Genomic DNA, 14055 nt, shown 5'->3' on the forward strand with positions numbered 1-14055 from the left:
ATTAGTGAGTTCCTTTGTTAGCTTGTTGCGATCCAATCAAATGCTGCACGACCCGTTCCATTTTCATGAAGCGGGAGCCCTTGATCAATACGGTTGCATCCGGCGTTGCTGCTGCGTCCACGGCAGCGAGCAGCGCGTCGAATTCTTCAAAATGACGGACCTTGTCCGCCCCGCCAGCGCCGCCCATGTGGCGCGCCAGCTCCCCTGTGACGAGGACGTGTTCCAGGTTCTTGCCGGCGGCGTAGGCGGCGATCTCCTCATGGAACTCGCGGCCCTGCGCGCCCACTTCGCCCATGTCGCCCAGCACCAGCACGCGCGGCGCGGGCGCTTTGGCCAGCACGTCGATGGCGGCGCGCACGGAGTCCGGGTTGGCGTTGTAGCTGTCGTCGATGACGACGGCGCCGTTCAGCGCGGCCTTTTTCTGCAGGCGGCCGCTGACGGGCGCAAAAATGTCCAGTCCCAGCTTGATATGCTCGGCGCCTATGCCGGCAGCGTAGGTGCAGGCCACGGCGGCCAGCGCGTTCAGCACGTTGTGTTCGCCCGCCGCCTGCAGCGCGACGAAGAACTGCAGCGGATCGCCTTCGCTCTCGCGCACGGTAATGAACATCTGGTTGCCGAAGTCGCCCGCGCGGTAGGTGCAGGAGACATTGGCTTCCTTGCTCAGGCCGAAGGTCAGCGTGGCGCGGCCGGCGGCCAGCTCGCGCCACACCGGCGTGAATTCGTCGTGCTGCGGGAATACGGCCACGCCGTCCGCAGGCAGCCCGGCCAGCACGGCGCCGTTTTCACGCGCCACCGCTTCCACGGTGTGCATGAATTCCTGGTGCTCGCGCTGGGCGTTGTTCACCAGGGCGATGGTGGGTTCGGCGATGGCGCTCAGGCGGCCGATCTCGCCGGGATGGTTCATGCCCAGCTCAATCACGGCCGACTGGTGCGCCGCGTCCAGGCGGAACAACGTGAGCGGCACGCCGATTTCGTTATTCAGGTTGCCGCGCGTGGCCAGGCGGCCGTCTTCGCCATGCGCCGCCGCCAGGATGGAGGCGATCATTTCCTTGACCGTGGTCTTGCCGTTGCTGCCGGTGACGCCGATGACGGGCAGCGCGTACTGCTTGCGCCAGTAATTGGCGATGCGGCCCAGCGCCGCCAGCGTATCCGGAACCAGCAGGGCCGGCAGGGTCCAGCCCTGCGGCAGGCGCTCGGCGACGACGGCCGCCACGCCCTTGCCCGCCACGGCGTTGGAGCCGTCCAGCAGGAAGTCGTGCGCGTCAAAGTTCTCGCCGCGCAGGGCGACGAACAGCGAACCGGCGGGCGTGCTGCGGCTGTCGGTGGAGACGCCGTCGAAGGCGACGGCGCCGGACGCGGCGCCAGGGAACAGCGTCGCGCCTGGAATCGCCGCCAGCAGCTGGGCCAGTGTTGCGTGCATCAATTCGTCCTCATCATGGTGAGGCGGGCCGACAGCGCCAGCTGGGCGTGGTCCGCGTCCGAGAACGGAATCTTGCGGCCCTTGATTTCCTGGTAGGGCTCATGGCCCTTCCCCGCCAGCAGGATCACGTCCGGCTTGGCGGCGTGCTTGATGGCCGACAGGATGGCGGCGGCGCGGTCATCGATAGCCTGGAATACGGACGTGGGATGGCTGGCGTCCATGCCCGCGATAATCTGTTCAATGATGGCGTGCGGGTCTTCGCTGCGGGGATTGTCGCTGGTGACCACTACGTGCTCGGCGATCTGCGCCACGCGGCCCATCTGCGGGCGCTTGCCCGGATCGCGGTCGCCGCCGCAGCCGAACACGCACCACAGCTGGCCGCCGCGCTCCTGCGCCACGACGCGCAGCGTTTCCAGGGTTTTCTCCAGCGCGTCCGGCGTGTGCGCGTAGTCCACCACCACCATGGGCGCCTCGTTGCCGCCGATCTGCTGCATGCGGCCCGGCGCCGAGGTCAGGCCTTCGATGGCCTCCACGGCGGCGCGCAGGGTGGCGCCCTTGACCAGCAGCGCGCCCAGCACGGCCAGCGCGTTGCTGATGTTGAACTGGCCCACCAGGTGGGTCTTCACCAGCGTGCTGCCTTGCGGCGTGTCGAGGTGGAATTCGGTGCCGGCGCTGCGGGTGCGCAGCTGGCTGGCGCGCAGCATGTCCACGCCCGGCAGGTCCGGCAGCTCGGCCGCGTCGCGCAGCGTGTAGCCGACCACGCGGTCCTTGCGCGCCGTGATGCGGTCCGCCAGGCGGCGCCCCATGGCGTCGTCCAGGTTCACCACCGACGCTTGCAGGCCGGGGCTGTCGAACAGCTTGGTCTTGGCCGCCTCGTAGGCTTCCATGGTGCCGTGGTGGTCCAGGTGGTCGCGCGTGAGGTTGGTAAACAGCGCCACGTCGAAATGCATGCCGTCGGTGCGGCCCAGGTCCAGGCCGATGGAAGTGACTTCGATGGCCAGTGCGGTGGCGCCCAGGTCGCGCGTTTCGGCCAGCTTCTGCGCCAGCAGCACGGCGTCCGGCGTGGTGTAGCCGGTGGGGTCGAACTCCACTTCGCCGCGCGCGCGCGACATGCCCACGCCCAGCGTGCCGATGACGGCGGTCAGGTCGCCCAGGCGGCTCAGCGCCTGGCCCAGCCACACGGCGCAGGAAGTCTTGCCGTTGGTGCCGGTGACGGCCACGGTGTACATGCTGGCGTCCGGGTAGTTGTAGAAGGCCTGCGCGACGGGGCCGGAGCGGCGCTTCAGGTCCCTGACGGCGAGGCGCGGCACGGGCCACGCCGCGTCCCACGGCCAGGCCTGCGCACCCTGCTCTTCGTAGACGATGCCGGCGGCGCCCTGCCCGATGGCGGCGGCGATGTAGGCGCGTCCGTCCTTGCCGTCGCCGGGATAGGCGAAGAACACGTCGCCCGCTTTCACGCGGCGCGAATCCGAGACCAGTTGCCCATTCGGGGCAGTCTGCTTGATCCAGTTGCTGATTTCGTTAGGTGTCATGGTCGCTCTTACATTACGTCCGCCCCGCCGTCGGCAGGGATGACAATTTCAGTGACGGACGAATCCGGCGGAACGTTCAGCGAACGCAGCGCATTGGCCGCAACGGCGGCGAAAGTGGGCGCCGCGACCTGGCCGCCGTAGTGGCCGCCCTGCGTAGGTTCGTCGATCATGACAGCGATGATGAAGCGCGGATTCGACATCGGCACCATGCCGACGAAGGAGCCGATGTATTTGCGCGGCATGGCGTAGCGGCCGTTTTCCACCTTGTAGGCGGTGCCGGTTTTGCCGCCTGCGCGGTAGCCTGGAATCTGTGCCTGCTTGGCCGTGCCGTCCTTGCCGGACACCACGGTCTCCAGCATGGCGCGCATCTGCTCGGCGGTCTTGGGCTTGATGATCTGCTGGCCCACCGGCGGCTCCGTCACCTTCTGGAAGGACAGCGGAATGGTGTCGCCGTTACGCGCAAACATCATGTAGGAGCGCGCCAGCTGGATCAGCGACACGGAAATGCCGTTACCGTAGCTCATGGTGGCCTGCTCGATGGGACGCCACGATTTGTAGGGACGCACGCGGCCGGCCACCGCGCCGGGGAAGCCCCACTTCGGCTGCTGGCCGAAGCCGACCTTGGTGAACATCTCCCACATCTCCTGCGAGGGCATGCTGAGCGCGATTTTCGAGGTGCCGATATTGGACGACATTTCGATAATCTGCTGCACATTGATCACGCCGTGGCCCTTGGTGTCGCTGATGGTGCGGTCCAGGATGGTGTACTTGCCGGCGCCGGTGTCGATATAGGAATTCGGGTTCACGCGGCCGCTGTCCAGCGCCAGCGCCACGGTGATGGGTTTCAGCGTGGAGCCGGGCTCGAAGGTGTCGGTCATGACGCGGTTGCGCAGCTGCGCGCCGGTCAGCGAGCGGCGGTCGTTCGGGTCGTAGCTCGGGTAGTTGGCCAGCGCCAGCACTTCGCCGGTGTGCACGTCCAGCACCACCGCGCCGCCGGCCTTGGCCTTGAACTTCTCCACCGCGCCCTTGAGCTGGGTGTAGGCGATGTACTGGATCTTGCTGTCCACCGACAGCGTCAGGTCCTTGCCGTCGTGCGGCTCGTGGATGGAGCCCACGTCCTCGACGATGTGGCCCAGGCGGTCCTTGATCACGCGGCGGCTGCCGGTGGCGCCCTGCAGGGTTTTCTGCTGCGCCAGCTCCATGCTCTCCTGGCCCACGTCCTCCACGTTGGTGAAGCCCACCACGTGGGTCATCACTTCGCCCTGCGGGTAGAAGCGCTTGTATTCCTTGCGCGCCTCGATGCCTTCGATTTTCAGCTCGGCGATCTTGGCCGCCACGTCCATCTCCACCTGGCGTTTCAGGTAGACCAGGTCGCGGTCGGAATCGAGCTTCTTGCGCAGGTCGGCCTCGTTCATTTCGAGCAGGGCCGCCAGTGCGCGGATTTTTTCGGGCGGCGCGGCCAGCACGTCGTCCGGTATCGCCCAGATGGCTTTCACCGGAACGGACGAGGCCAGCACCTGGCCGTTGCGGTCGGTGATCTTGCCGCGCGTGGCGGGCAGCTCCAGCGTAAAGGCGTAGCGCGCCTCGCCCTGCTTCTGCAGGAACTGGGTCGACACGCCTTGCAGCCACAGGGCGCGCACGGCCAGCGCGGCGAAAGCGGCGAACAGCACGAACAGCACCACGCGCGAACGCCACGGCGGCAGGCTGACCGCCAGCATCGGGCTTTTCGAGAATGGCATGCCCTTCGAGCGTGCCACGCGTGCGCTGTTTGCTCCGCCGCCTGCCCGCATCACTTATCCCCTTGCGTCAGGTACTGCGTGCGGTTCGGCGTGAGCTGAGTCATGTTCAGGTCGCGGCGGGCGATTTCCTCGATACGGGCGTGCTTGCCCAGCTTGGACTGGTCCAGCTGCAGCTGCGCCCAGTCGATATCGAGCTGGCGCGCCTTCGCTTGCGCGCGCTCCAGGTCGATAAACAGATGGCGCGCCTGGTACTGCGCGTTCACCAGCGAGAGCGCGCAGCCGACCAGGAAGGCCGCCAGGACGAGGTTGATCTTGAAACTCACGCAGCCGCCTTGTCGTCATACGGCAGGCGGCGCGCCACGCGCATCACCGCCGAGCGCGCGCGCGGGTTGGCGTCCACTTCGGCGTCGGACGGCTTGATCTTGGCCAGCAGCTTGAGCTCCGGCTGCGGCAGGTCCACCGCGCGGATCGGCAGGCGGCGGTCCGGCTGCGGCACATTGGCCTTGGACGCGAAGAAGCGCTTGACCATGCGGTCTTCCAGCGAGTGGAAGCTGATGATGGCCAGGATGCCGCCGGGCGCCACGCAATCGTAGGCGTGGGTCAGTCCGGCTTCGAGATCCTCAAGCTCCTTATTGATGTGAATCCGGATAGCCTGAAAAGTCCGGGTGGCCGGGTCCTTGCCCTTTTCACGGGTCTTGACCGCCCCTGCCACGATACCGGCAAGCTGTCGTGTGGTTGAAATTGGCTCGACTGCCCGGCGAGCAACAATCGCCTTTGCAATCTGAAAAGCAAACCGTTCTTCCCCATATTCTTTTATCACCTTTTCCAGTGTCTCTACTGTTTCGGTAGCCAGCCACTCCGCAGCCGACTGGCCCCGGGTGGTATCCATGCGCATGTCAAGCGGACCATCGTTGCGGAAACTGAAGCCACGGGCGGCGTCGTCCACCTGCGGCGAAGAGATGCCCAGGTCCAGCAGCACGCCGTCCACCTTGGGCATGGCGCGCTCCCGCAGCGCTTCGGCCATGGTGGCGAAACTGTCGTGCACGATCTGGAAACGGGGATCGGTGATTTGTTCGGCGGTGGCGATGGCCTGCAGGTCCTTGTCGAAGGCCAGCAGGCGGCCTTGCGCGCCCAGGCGCGACAGGATCAGGCGGCTATGGCCGCCACGGCCGAAAGTGCCGTCTATATAGAGGCCGTTGGCGCGCTCGCCATGCAACTGGAGCGCGTCCACCGCCTCATCTAGCAGCACCGTACGATGCTGGAATTCTGGCACCGCAACTGAAGTCATTTTGGGCGGGCCTTAGAAAGAAAAATCGGAAAGCGCGTCGGGCATGCCGACGTCGATGGTTTGCTGCTCGTTTTCGGCACGGCGGGCCGGATCCCAGATCTCGAAATGGGTCAGCATGCCCGACAGCACGACCTCGCGGCCCAGGCCGACGGCATCGCGCAGCTCGGGCGCCACCAGGATGCGGCCGGCCGAGTCCATTTCCACGTCGCTGGCGTTGCCCAGCAGAATGCGCTGCCAGCCGCGGGCCGACATCGGCCAGGCCGCGATCTGGTCGCGCTTGGCTTCCCACACGTGGCGCGGGTACATCAGCAGGCAGCCGTCCGGGTGTTTGGTAAGCGTGAGGCGTCCTTCGCACTGGATAGCCAGTGCGTCGCGATGCTTGGCCGGAATGGACATCCTGCCTTTCGCATCGAGAGTGATCGCGGAAGCGCCTTGAAACACGTATTACCTTTTAAGTAGTGGGGCTGAAAAAGAGGGCGGAAAATCCCACAAAACTACACTTTTTCACACAGTTGCCCACTTTAGAGGATGGAAAGATAGTGGTCAAGCGCTTTCCAATTGGAAAAACAGGGATTTTATTAATGAAATTAAGGACTTAGCGTCGTTCCTTGATGCAAGCTCAAGTAAAAATGTGTCGTGAAATTAGAGACTTACATCCGATACTGAAAGTGCTATCTCATCAATCTTCCGCTGCTTGGGGCTAGTCTCAGGGCGAAAAAGATGTCAAGAAAAAATTGAAAAATAACCATAAGGTTGCCATCAGACAACAGCGCCGTAGCAAATCGACAACAACGGCAGGCATCGCCAAGCAAGCTCGGCAGGGGCGGACGGGAGGGTGATTTTCTGTGGGATTTGGCACTCTGCCGCGCTTTGCGCGCGGTCAGGCAGGACGGAGAATCTTGGGATCAAACCAGTGCTGAACTTTTCCTTCTGACTGCAATCGCGACAACTTGTATAGACAATTTTAAGCCCGGCGGTGCGGGCTGAACCTGTCCATATTATACGCAAAGGCACGCCGGAGGCGCGCCTGTTTGCGCCCCGGGAAGGGGCGCATTGCAGCAGCGGAGGCCGCGAATCAGGCGGCGCGGCGCAGCGCCGGCGGCTGCGCCTGGGGCGCGGCACGGCGCGGTGCGGCGCGGGGCGGGACGGGGCGCGCGGAACCGGCGCCCTCGAGCGTGAAAATGCTGACCAGGGCGTCCAGGCCGCCGGCCTGGGTGCGCATGCTTTGCGAGGCGGCGGTGGCCTCCTCCACCAGCGCAGCGTTCTGCTGGGTCACCGCATCCATCTCGGCGATGGCGCGGTTCACCTGCTCGATGCCGGCGCTCTGCTCCTGACCGGCCACGGTGATCTCGCCCATGATGGCCGTCACCCGGCGCACGCTCTGCACCACTTCATGCATGGTTTCGCCGGCCTGGCTCACCAGCATGCTGCCCGCCTCCACCTGGTTCACCGAATCGCCGATCAGGGTCTTGATCTCCTTGGCGGCGGCGGCCGAGCGCTGCGCCAGGCTGCGCACTTCGGTCGCCACCACGGCAAAGCCGCGCCCCTGCTCGCCCGCGCGGGCCGCTTCCACGGCCGCGTTCAGGGCCAGGATATTGGTCTGGAAGGCAATCCCGTCGATGACGCCGATAATGTCGACGATCTTGCGGGCCGAGGCATTGATGCTGCCCATGGTCTCCACCACCTGCCCCACCACGGCGCCGCCTTTTTCAGCGATGCCGGACGCGTCCAGCGCCAGCTGGTTGGCCTGGCGCGCGCTGGCCGAATTGTGCTTCACGGCCGTGGTCAGCTCCTCCATCGCGGCGGCGGTCTCCTCCAGCGAGCTGGCTTGCTGCTCGGTGCGGGCCGACAGGTCCAGGTTGCCGGCCACGATCTGGTCCGAGGCGCTGGCGATGGTGTCGGTGGCCACGCGCACCTGGCCGACGATATTGGCCAGGCTTTCGCGCATGCTTCCCATGGCCAGCAGCAGGCTGCCGCTGTCGCCGGGCGCGGTGCGCACCTCGACCGACAGTTCGCCGGCGGCGATGCGGCCGGCGATCTCGGCCGCGTACTCCGGCTCGCCGCCCAGGCGGCGCGTCAGCCAGCGGGTGATCAGGGCGGCGCCCAGCGCGCCCAGGGCCACGCTGGCGGCCAGCAGCGAAATAATCCACACGCGCGCCGAGGCATAGACTTCGGCGCCGTGGCGGGCGGCGTCCACGCCGCCTTCGCCGTACAGGTCCACCAGCTTGTCGACCTGGGCGCGCAGCGCCACGATGAGCTTGTTCGACTCGCCCCGTATCAAGGCCTTGGCGGCGGCGTCGTCATTGGCGCGGGCGGCGGCGCGTATCTTCACGTCCTCCGCCATATAGCGTTCCCACATGGCGACGAAGCCGGCATACAGCGCCTTCTCCTCCGGCGTGGCCAGCAGCTCGACATACGCCGCCTGCATCTTGCCCAGCTCCACCAGGTCGGCCGCGATCACCTTGTCGTACTTGTCCATATCGGCCTGCTCGGTCGAAATAATGTATTGGAACTCGCGGGTGCGCACGCGGGCGATCTGCGACTTGATGTCCTGCACCGCGCGCATGCTGGGCATCCAGCGCGAAGACAGCTCCCCGGCAGTGGCGTTGACCTGGGCCAGCTTGAGGATGGAAAACACGCCTACGCCCACCGTCAGCGCCAGCACGGCGGCGAACGCCAGGCCCAGCTTGGTGGACAACTTGAGTCTTTGCAGCCAATTCATATCATACCTTTTACATAACATATTTTTCCAGAAGGCAACATACTACTGCATCGCAAAATTTCCTGCTTATGTTGCGATGCAGCATAGTAATATTTCACAATTGGCAATCTACGTATATTCCACAGTTGGCAAATTTCGTAAAATCCGACATGCCAAATTGCTGCGATGCAGCAATTGGCGGAACAAACCGGCACCGCCACGCCCTGACCGCCGCCGGTGTATGCTTCTGCATGCTTGCTTCCATCCTTCCCGTTTTCCTCATCATCCTGCTGGGCGTGGCCATCCGCCATTACGAATGGCTGCCGGAGGCATTTTTCCCCTCGGTGGAAAAGTTCTCGTACAACATCGCCTTCCCCGCCCTGCTGTTCGCCGGCACCGCCCGCCTCAGCTTCGGCGGCGGACAGGTGGGCCAGCTGGCCCTGGCGACCCTGCTGCCGACCTTCATCATCATCATCGTCGCGCTTGTGGCCATGCCCTTCGCGCGCGGCTTGCCGGACGCCAGCCGCTCCTCCGTGCTGCAGGGCGCCATGCGGCCCAATACCTATTTCGGACTGGCGGTGTCCTCGCTGTTCTTCGACGCCAAGACCGCCGCGCTGGTCATGCTGGCGCTCGCGCTGTGCCTGCCGGTGGTGAATATGCTGTCTATCATCGCGCTGTCGTGGTGGAGCGGCAGCCAGACCGATTACGCCAAGGTGGCGCAGACGCTGGCCCGCAACCCCATCATCCTGTCCACGCTGAGCGGCATGCTGGTGAGTTTGTCCGGCGTGGCGCTGCCGCTGGCCCTGATGAACACGCTGGACATCCTCGGCAAGGCGGCACTGTGCCTGGGCCTGGTCTGCGTGGGCAGCGGCCTGGTGTTTTCGCTGCAAGGCCTGCGGCCGGTGGCGCTGGGCTGGACCTCGGCATTGAAGCTGCTGCTGATGCCGCTGGTGGCGGCCAAAGTGTGCCTGCTGTTCGGCATAGGCGGCCCGGTGGCGCTGGCAGCGGTGTTCTTCTGCGCCCTGCCCACCGCGCCCAACGCCTACATCATGGCCAGGCAACTGGGCGGCGACGCCCGCCTGATGGCGGCGCTGATCACCCTGCAAACCCTGCTGGCGGCCGCCACCGTCCCGCTCAGCAAGAGCTTCCTACCGCTGCTGGGCGCATAGGGGCAGCAGCGGCAGGCATGGCGCTTCAGGCGCGCACGCGGTCCAGCAATTCCGCCGTTGTCAGGATTTCGCTGGCATAGGTCGGGCCGTTGAACTCGTGCGCGGCGCGCAGCATCTCGTGGGTGAAGGCGGCGGTCGCATCCTTCACCAGCGTCACGTGGTAGCCCAGCTCCATCGCGAAGCGCCCCGTGCCCTCCAGGCAGGTATTGGCCAGCAGGCCGATCAGGATCACCTTTTGCACCCCGTGCTGTTTCAGCTGCTGATCCAGGTCGGTGTTCGCAAAGCCGCTCTGCGCCCAGTGCTCCTTGATCATCACATCGCCCTCCTGCGGCTGGAAGTCCGGATGCCACTCGCCGCCCCAGGTATCCTTGGCAAACACCTGCGCCGCCGCGCTGCGCAGCTGGTAAGGCGTGGGGAATTTCCATTTCTTGTAGTCGCCGGGCTCCGAGCGGTGGTGCGGTACGTAGAACACCTGGATGCCGCTGCTGCGGGCCGTATCCAGTATCCGCTTCATGTGCGCCAGCAGGTCCTGCTCCTTGGCGATCTTTTCCACCAGCGGCCACAGCTTGCCGCCGTGGCTGAGGAAATCGTTGTACGGGTCCACCAGCAGCAAGCCGGTGTTCTCCCTGGCATACGCATCGCTCACGGCATCTCCTTCGCAAAGTGAAGATCGGGATTCCAGTCTAGTCCCGGCACCGCGCGAGCGTGTATTAATCCTTGTAAATGTTCGCTGGCCACTCTAGCCGCATCGCGCATTGATTCCGCTCAAGCTTTATTCCAAGCAGTTCGCTACGCTGCCATGTAAGACGAGAAAAGCCCTAGCGTCTTTAATCATTTTTGATTAATCTAAGGAGAGGCGATGAAGCAAAGCGAATTCGTCAAATGGCTGAGCCAGCATGGTGCGACGTTCAAACATGGAAAGAAGCACCTGAAGGTCTACTTGCATGGTGAAGTTAGTGTCCTCCCACGACATCCTTCAGCAGAGCTCAAAACTTGGCTGATTGAGGCGGTCAAGAAGCAATTGAAATTAAAGTAGAGCCGAAAGGATCCTCATGCGCTACCCGGCAATTTTTATCCCTGACCAGATTGGATTTGTGGTCACTTTCCGCGACATCCCGGAAGCTATCACCCAAGGCGACACTGAAGCAGAGGCATTGGACATGGCGCAAGACGCCCTCATTTCGTCCATGGACTTCTACTTTGAAGATAAACGCCGCGTCCCGATGCCGTCAGCGCCCGAACCGGGAGAGCGAATGATCTCTCTCCCACTGAGTGTCACATCCAAAATCCTGCTACTCAATGAAATGCTTGCACAGGAAGTAGGGCCGTCGGAGCTGGCACGCCGGATGAACTCCCTGCCCCAATATGTCAACCGGATCATGGACTTGCGGCACGCGACAAAGATCGACACCATTGAGCAGGCCATGCTTGCACTCGGAAAGAATCTGGAACTGAAAATCACCTGAAATCCATGTCTGCCGGCACGTTGGAATTCCACCAAATCGGACCGGCATCGGGACATTGTTCAATGAGGGCGGAATGAAAAGCAGAGAAGAAATTCGAGGCGGCTAAGACAAACTCACCCCAACGGCACTTCACTTCCTTGAACGACGAATCGCCTTCAGCTTCAGAAAGCAGCGACGAAACGACGGATACCAATAGTGTGTCCCCTTCCCTTCTAAATTCATAAGCCGGTTGCCCCTGCTCACCTTCGTCAAAGGTGTACGTCGCAGCCTCGTGGCAGCCGAGTGTTAACAGGATCCGCGACAGTTCCTCGGCCCAAGTATTGAAGCACACATCATCGGGGCCCCAAAAACCCATAGCGGGTAACACACGACCTGAAATTTCAATTTCGAGCAAGCCATGTACGTGCCGACTTCCATCGGCAAGAACTCCAATTGGCAGCCGAACGGATGAATCCACCATAGAGTAAGTAAATAGCTTCGAGAATGATATGCGAGCAGGCATCTATCAAAACGATCTGCTATTGCGTCGGCAAAATCTTGAACTCGCGGCCGGGGGATGGCGGAGCTTCCAAATCGGTCACGGCGACCTGGTGCACGCGGGCGGCGGGCGGGCCGCGTTTGGACCACTGGATGATGGCCTCGACTGCCTCCGCGTTGCCATCAACGGCGGCCTCGACGGAGCCGTCGCGGCGGTTGCGAACCCAGCCCGAGAGGCCCAGGGACTCGGCTTCGTCCGCGAACGAGGCGCGGTAGCCGACGCCCTGCACGCGGCCTTCGATCAGCAGGTGCTTGGCCATCAGAGCGGCGCCTCCCAACCCTTGGCGCGCTCGACGGCGCGAGACCAGCGCCCCAGCAGCGCGGCGCGCTGATCGGCCGCCATGGCCGGCTCGAAGCGGCGCTCGCACTGCCATTGCGCGGCGATTTCTTCCTTCGATTCCCAGAAGCCGACCGCCAGCCCGGCCAGATAGGCCGCGCCCAGCGCGGTGGTTTCGGTCACCTTGGGACGCAGCACCGGCACGCCCAGCAGGTCGGCCTGGAACTGCATCAGCAGGTCGTTGCGGGCGGCGCCGCCGTCGGCCCGCACTTCGGTGACGGGGATGGCGCGGTGCGAGGCGGCCACGTCCTTCTGCATGGCGGCCAGCAGCTCGGCGCTCTGGTAGGCAATCGATTCGACCGCCGCGCGGGCGATGTGCGCGGCGCTGGTGCCGCGCGTCATGCCGGCCAGCGTGCCGCGCGCGTAAGGGTCCCAGTGCGGCGCCCCCAGGCCGGTGAAGGCCGGCACCAGCAGCACGCCGCCGCTGTCGGGCACGCTGCCGGCCAGCGCCTCGACGTCGCTCGACTGCTTGATGATGCCCAGCCCGTCGCGCAGCCATTGCACGGTGGCGCCGCCCATGAAGACGCTGCCTTCGAGCAGATAGTCGGTGCGCCCGTCCACGCGCCAGCCCACCGTGGACAGCAGCCGGTTGTGGGAGACGGCGGCGTGGCCGCCCGCATGCATCAGCATGAAGCAGCCGGTGCCGTAGGTGTTCTTGACCATGCCCGGCGCGTGGCAGGCCTGGCCGAAAGTGGCGGCCTGCTGGTCGCCCGCGATGCCGGCCACGGGGATCTCGCCGCCGAACAGCGCCGCGCGCGTGACGCCGACTTCCTCGCTGGAGGACACAACCTGCGGCAGCATCTGCTCGGGAATGTCGAACAGCGCCAGCAGGTCCGCGTCCCAGCGCATCAGGTGGATATTGAACAGCATGGTGCGGGCGGCGTTGCTGACGTCGGTGACGTGCACGCCGCACAGCTTCCAGGCCAGCCAGGAATCGATGGTGCCGAAGGCCAGCGCGCCGTGGCGGGCCCGCTCGCGCGCGCCGGGCACGTGGTCCAGCAGCCATTTGATCTTGGTGGCGGAAAAATAGGCGTCCAGCTCCAGGCCGGTGCACTCGGCGATCAGCCTGGCCTTGCCGGCGGCGCGCAGCTGGTCGCAGATGTCGGCGGTGCGGCGGTCCTGCCAGACGATGGCGGGCGCGATCGGCTCGCCGGTCTTGCGGTCCCACACCACGGTGGTTTCGCGCTGGTTGGCGATGCCGATGGCCAGCACCTGCTGCGCATCGACATGGTGGTCGTGCAGCACCTTGCGGGCCACGGTGAGCTGGCTGTTCCAGATTTCGTTGGGATCGTGCTCGACCCAGCCGGGCTGGGGATAGTGCTGCGGGAATTCCAGCGCCGCGCTGCCGTGGATTTGCCCCTGCTGGTCGAACAGGATGGCGCGCGAACTGGTGGTGCCCTGGTCAAGGGCCAGGATGTATTTCTTCATCGGCTAGTCCCCTAGCACTGCAGATTGTTAGTTGAAGCAAGCCGGTAGGCCGGATTTTGTTACGGCGCTCGCCCTTGCGGGTCCGCGCTATGACAGCCATTCCTCTAGGCGCTGGATTACTCCAGCGCTCAAGCTTTCTACCCGCACGCTCCGCGAGCAGCATCATCGCGTGCCTATTTGAAATTGCACCAGGTGGAGGTTACCGCGTTTCACCGTAACTTAATACGCTCGTCTCTGTGGCCCTATTCCTCGCCTTATACCCCGAAAGGCTTTCAGCGGACGGCCGTTAACCGTCACCCCGCTCTATGGAGTCCGGACCTTCCTCCCGCCTTTGCATTGCTGCATCGGCCAGCGGCTGTCTGGCTTGCTTCGGGGCGTATTGTACCACGCCGCCCTTTTTGGAAATTTGATGTCGCCATTTCCAAAGCAGGCCGCTGT

The 14055-nt window shown here is 64.3% G+C and carries 14 protein-coding genes and 1 other RNA gene; 3 read left to right on the top strand and 12 right to left on the bottom strand.

Annotation, left to right across the window (positions count from 1 at the left end; genetic code table 11):
• Window position 1: 1 nt before the first annotated feature.
• The 7 genes from AC07S4_RS08640 to AC07S4_RS08670 all read right to left on the bottom strand — a co-directional run bounded on the left by AC07S4_RS08640 (window position 2) and on the right by AC07S4_RS08670 (window position 8677).
• Entirely contained in the window at window positions 2–1420 is a 1419-nt protein-coding gene (locus AC07S4_RS08640; protein ID WP_494986251.1) for a UDP-N-acetylmuramoyl-tripeptide--D-alanyl-D-alanine ligase, read from the bottom strand.
• The gene (locus tag AC07S4_RS08645) at window positions 1420–2952 is read right to left on the bottom strand and encodes a UDP-N-acetylmuramoyl-L-alanyl-D-glutamate--2,6-diaminopimelate ligase (RefSeq protein ID WP_494986252.1); all 1533 of its coding nucleotides are present in this window, start codon (window positions 2950–2952) and stop codon (window positions 1420–1422) included. The genes AC07S4_RS08640 and AC07S4_RS08645 overlap by 1 nt, the downstream gene beginning before the upstream one ends.
• An 8-nt stretch (window positions 2953–2960) precedes the next feature.
• Complete coding sequence (locus tag AC07S4_RS08650; protein WP_494986253.1) at window positions 2961–4742, bottom strand: peptidoglycan D,D-transpeptidase FtsI family protein; 1782 nt, start codon at window positions 4740–4742, stop codon at window positions 2961–2963.
• The gene (gene ftsL, locus AC07S4_RS08655; protein ID WP_161071577.1) at window positions 4742–5014 is read right to left on the bottom strand and encodes a cell division protein FtsL; all 273 of its coding nucleotides are present in this window, start codon (window positions 5012–5014) and stop codon (window positions 4742–4744) included. The genes AC07S4_RS08650 and ftsL overlap by 1 nt, the downstream gene beginning before the upstream one ends.
• Complete coding sequence (gene rsmH, locus AC07S4_RS08660) at window positions 5011–5979, bottom strand: 16S rRNA (cytosine(1402)-N(4))-methyltransferase RsmH (RefSeq protein WP_494986254.1); 969 nt, start codon at window positions 5977–5979, stop codon at window positions 5011–5013. Before rsmH ends, ftsL begins: the two co-directional genes overlap by 4 nt.
• Before the next feature lie 12 nt (window positions 5980–5991).
• Window positions 5992–6420 (bottom strand): division/cell wall cluster transcriptional repressor MraZ, encoded by a 429-nt coding sequence (gene mraZ, locus AC07S4_RS08665; protein ID WP_161071579.1) that lies wholly within the window; start codon window positions 6418–6420, stop codon window positions 5992–5994.
• Window positions 6421–7054: 634 nt separating this feature from the next.
• Window positions 7055–8677, bottom strand: coding sequence for a methyl-accepting chemotaxis protein (locus AC07S4_RS08670; RefSeq protein ID WP_494986255.1), 1623 nt, complete (start codon window positions 8675–8677; stop codon window positions 7055–7057).
• Window positions 8678–8931: 254 nt separating this feature from the next.
• Here AC07S4_RS08670 and AC07S4_RS08675 point away from each other — a divergent pair, with 254 nt between their 5' ends.
• The gene (locus tag AC07S4_RS08675; RefSeq protein ID WP_494986256.1) at window positions 8932–9849 is read left to right on the top strand and encodes an AEC family transporter; all 918 of its coding nucleotides are present in this window, start codon (window positions 8932–8934) and stop codon (window positions 9847–9849) included.
• 25 nt (window positions 9850–9874) lie between these two features.
• On the opposite strand, the gene AC07S4_RS08680 is transcribed toward AC07S4_RS08675, so the two are convergent.
• Window positions 9875–10495, bottom strand: coding sequence for a cysteine hydrolase family protein (locus AC07S4_RS08680; protein WP_494986257.1), 621 nt, complete (start codon window positions 10493–10495; stop codon window positions 9875–9877).
• A gap of 213 nt (window positions 10496–10708) precedes the next feature.
• Here AC07S4_RS08680 and AC07S4_RS08685 point away from each other — a divergent pair, with 213 nt between their 5' ends.
• Together AC07S4_RS08685 and AC07S4_RS08690 are read left to right on the top strand one after the other, a co-directional pair.
• On the top strand, window positions 10709–10885 hold the full coding sequence (locus AC07S4_RS08685) for a type II toxin-antitoxin system HicA family toxin (RefSeq protein ID WP_494986258.1): 177 nt from the start codon (window positions 10709–10711) through the stop codon (window positions 10883–10885).
• A gap of 16 nt (window positions 10886–10901) precedes the next feature.
• On the top strand, window positions 10902–11315 hold the full coding sequence (locus AC07S4_RS08690; protein ID WP_494986259.1) for a type II toxin-antitoxin system HicB family antitoxin: 414 nt from the start codon (window positions 10902–10904) through the stop codon (window positions 11313–11315).
• Here the strand turns inward: AC07S4_RS08690 and AC07S4_RS08695 are convergent.
• The 4 genes from AC07S4_RS08695 to rnpB all read right to left on the bottom strand — a co-directional run bounded on the left by AC07S4_RS08695 (window position 11308) and on the right by rnpB (window position 13988).
• Window positions 11308–11709, bottom strand: coding sequence for a hypothetical protein (locus AC07S4_RS08695; protein WP_494986260.1), 402 nt, complete (start codon window positions 11707–11709; stop codon window positions 11308–11310). The genes AC07S4_RS08690 and AC07S4_RS08695 overlap by 8 nt on opposite strands.
• A gap of 124 nt (window positions 11710–11833) precedes the next feature.
• Window positions 11834–12112, bottom strand: a complete 279-nt coding sequence (locus AC07S4_RS08700) for an acylphosphatase (RefSeq protein ID WP_494986261.1) — start codon at window positions 12110–12112, stop codon at window positions 11834–11836.
• Entirely contained in the window at window positions 12112–13617 is a 1506-nt protein-coding gene (glpK, locus tag AC07S4_RS08705) for a glycerol kinase GlpK (RefSeq protein ID WP_494986262.1), read from the bottom strand. The genes AC07S4_RS08700 and glpK overlap by 1 nt, the downstream gene beginning before the upstream one ends.
• A gap of 29 nt (window positions 13618–13646) precedes the next feature.
• Window positions 13647–13988: RNase P RNA component class A (rnpB, locus tag AC07S4_RS08710), an RNA gene on the bottom strand.
• Window positions 13989–14055: the final 67 nt, after the last annotated feature.

The organism is Pseudoduganella sp. GW821-FHT05F09 (genome assembly GCF_059419605.1).

Bases quoted from the DNA above. Each gene is read 5' to 3' on its own strand.
- AC07S4_RS08640 (WP_494986251.1), bottom strand. From the start codon at position 1,420: ATGCACGCAACACTGGCCCAGCTGCTGGCGGCGATTCCAGGCGCGACG.
- AC07S4_RS08645 (WP_494986252.1), bottom strand. From the start codon at position 2,952: ATGACACCTAACGAAATCAGCAACTGGATCAAGCAGACTGCCCCGAAT.
- AC07S4_RS08650 (WP_494986253.1), bottom strand. From the start codon at position 4,742: ATGCGGGCAGGCGGCGGAGCAAACAGCGCACGCGTGGCACGCTCGAAG.
- rsmH (WP_494986254.1), bottom strand. From the start codon at position 5,979: ATGACTTCAGTTGCGGTGCCAGAATTCCAGCATCGTACGGTGCTGCTA.
- AC07S4_RS08675 (WP_494986256.1), top strand. From the start codon at position 8,932: ATGCTTGCTTCCATCCTTCCCGTTTTCCTCATCATCCTGCTGGGCGTG.
- AC07S4_RS08685 (WP_494986258.1), top strand. From the start codon at position 10,709: ATGAAGCAAAGCGAATTCGTCAAATGGCTGAGCCAGCATGGTGCGACG.
- AC07S4_RS08690 (WP_494986259.1), top strand. From the start codon at position 10,902: ATGCGCTACCCGGCAATTTTTATCCCTGACCAGATTGGATTTGTGGTC.
- AC07S4_RS08700 (WP_494986261.1), bottom strand. From the start codon at position 12,112: ATGGCCAAGCACCTGCTGATCGAAGGCCGCGTGCAGGGCGTCGGCTAC.
- glpK (WP_494986262.1), bottom strand. From the start codon at position 13,617: ATGAAGAAATACATCCTGGCCCTTGACCAGGGCACCACCAGTTCGCGC.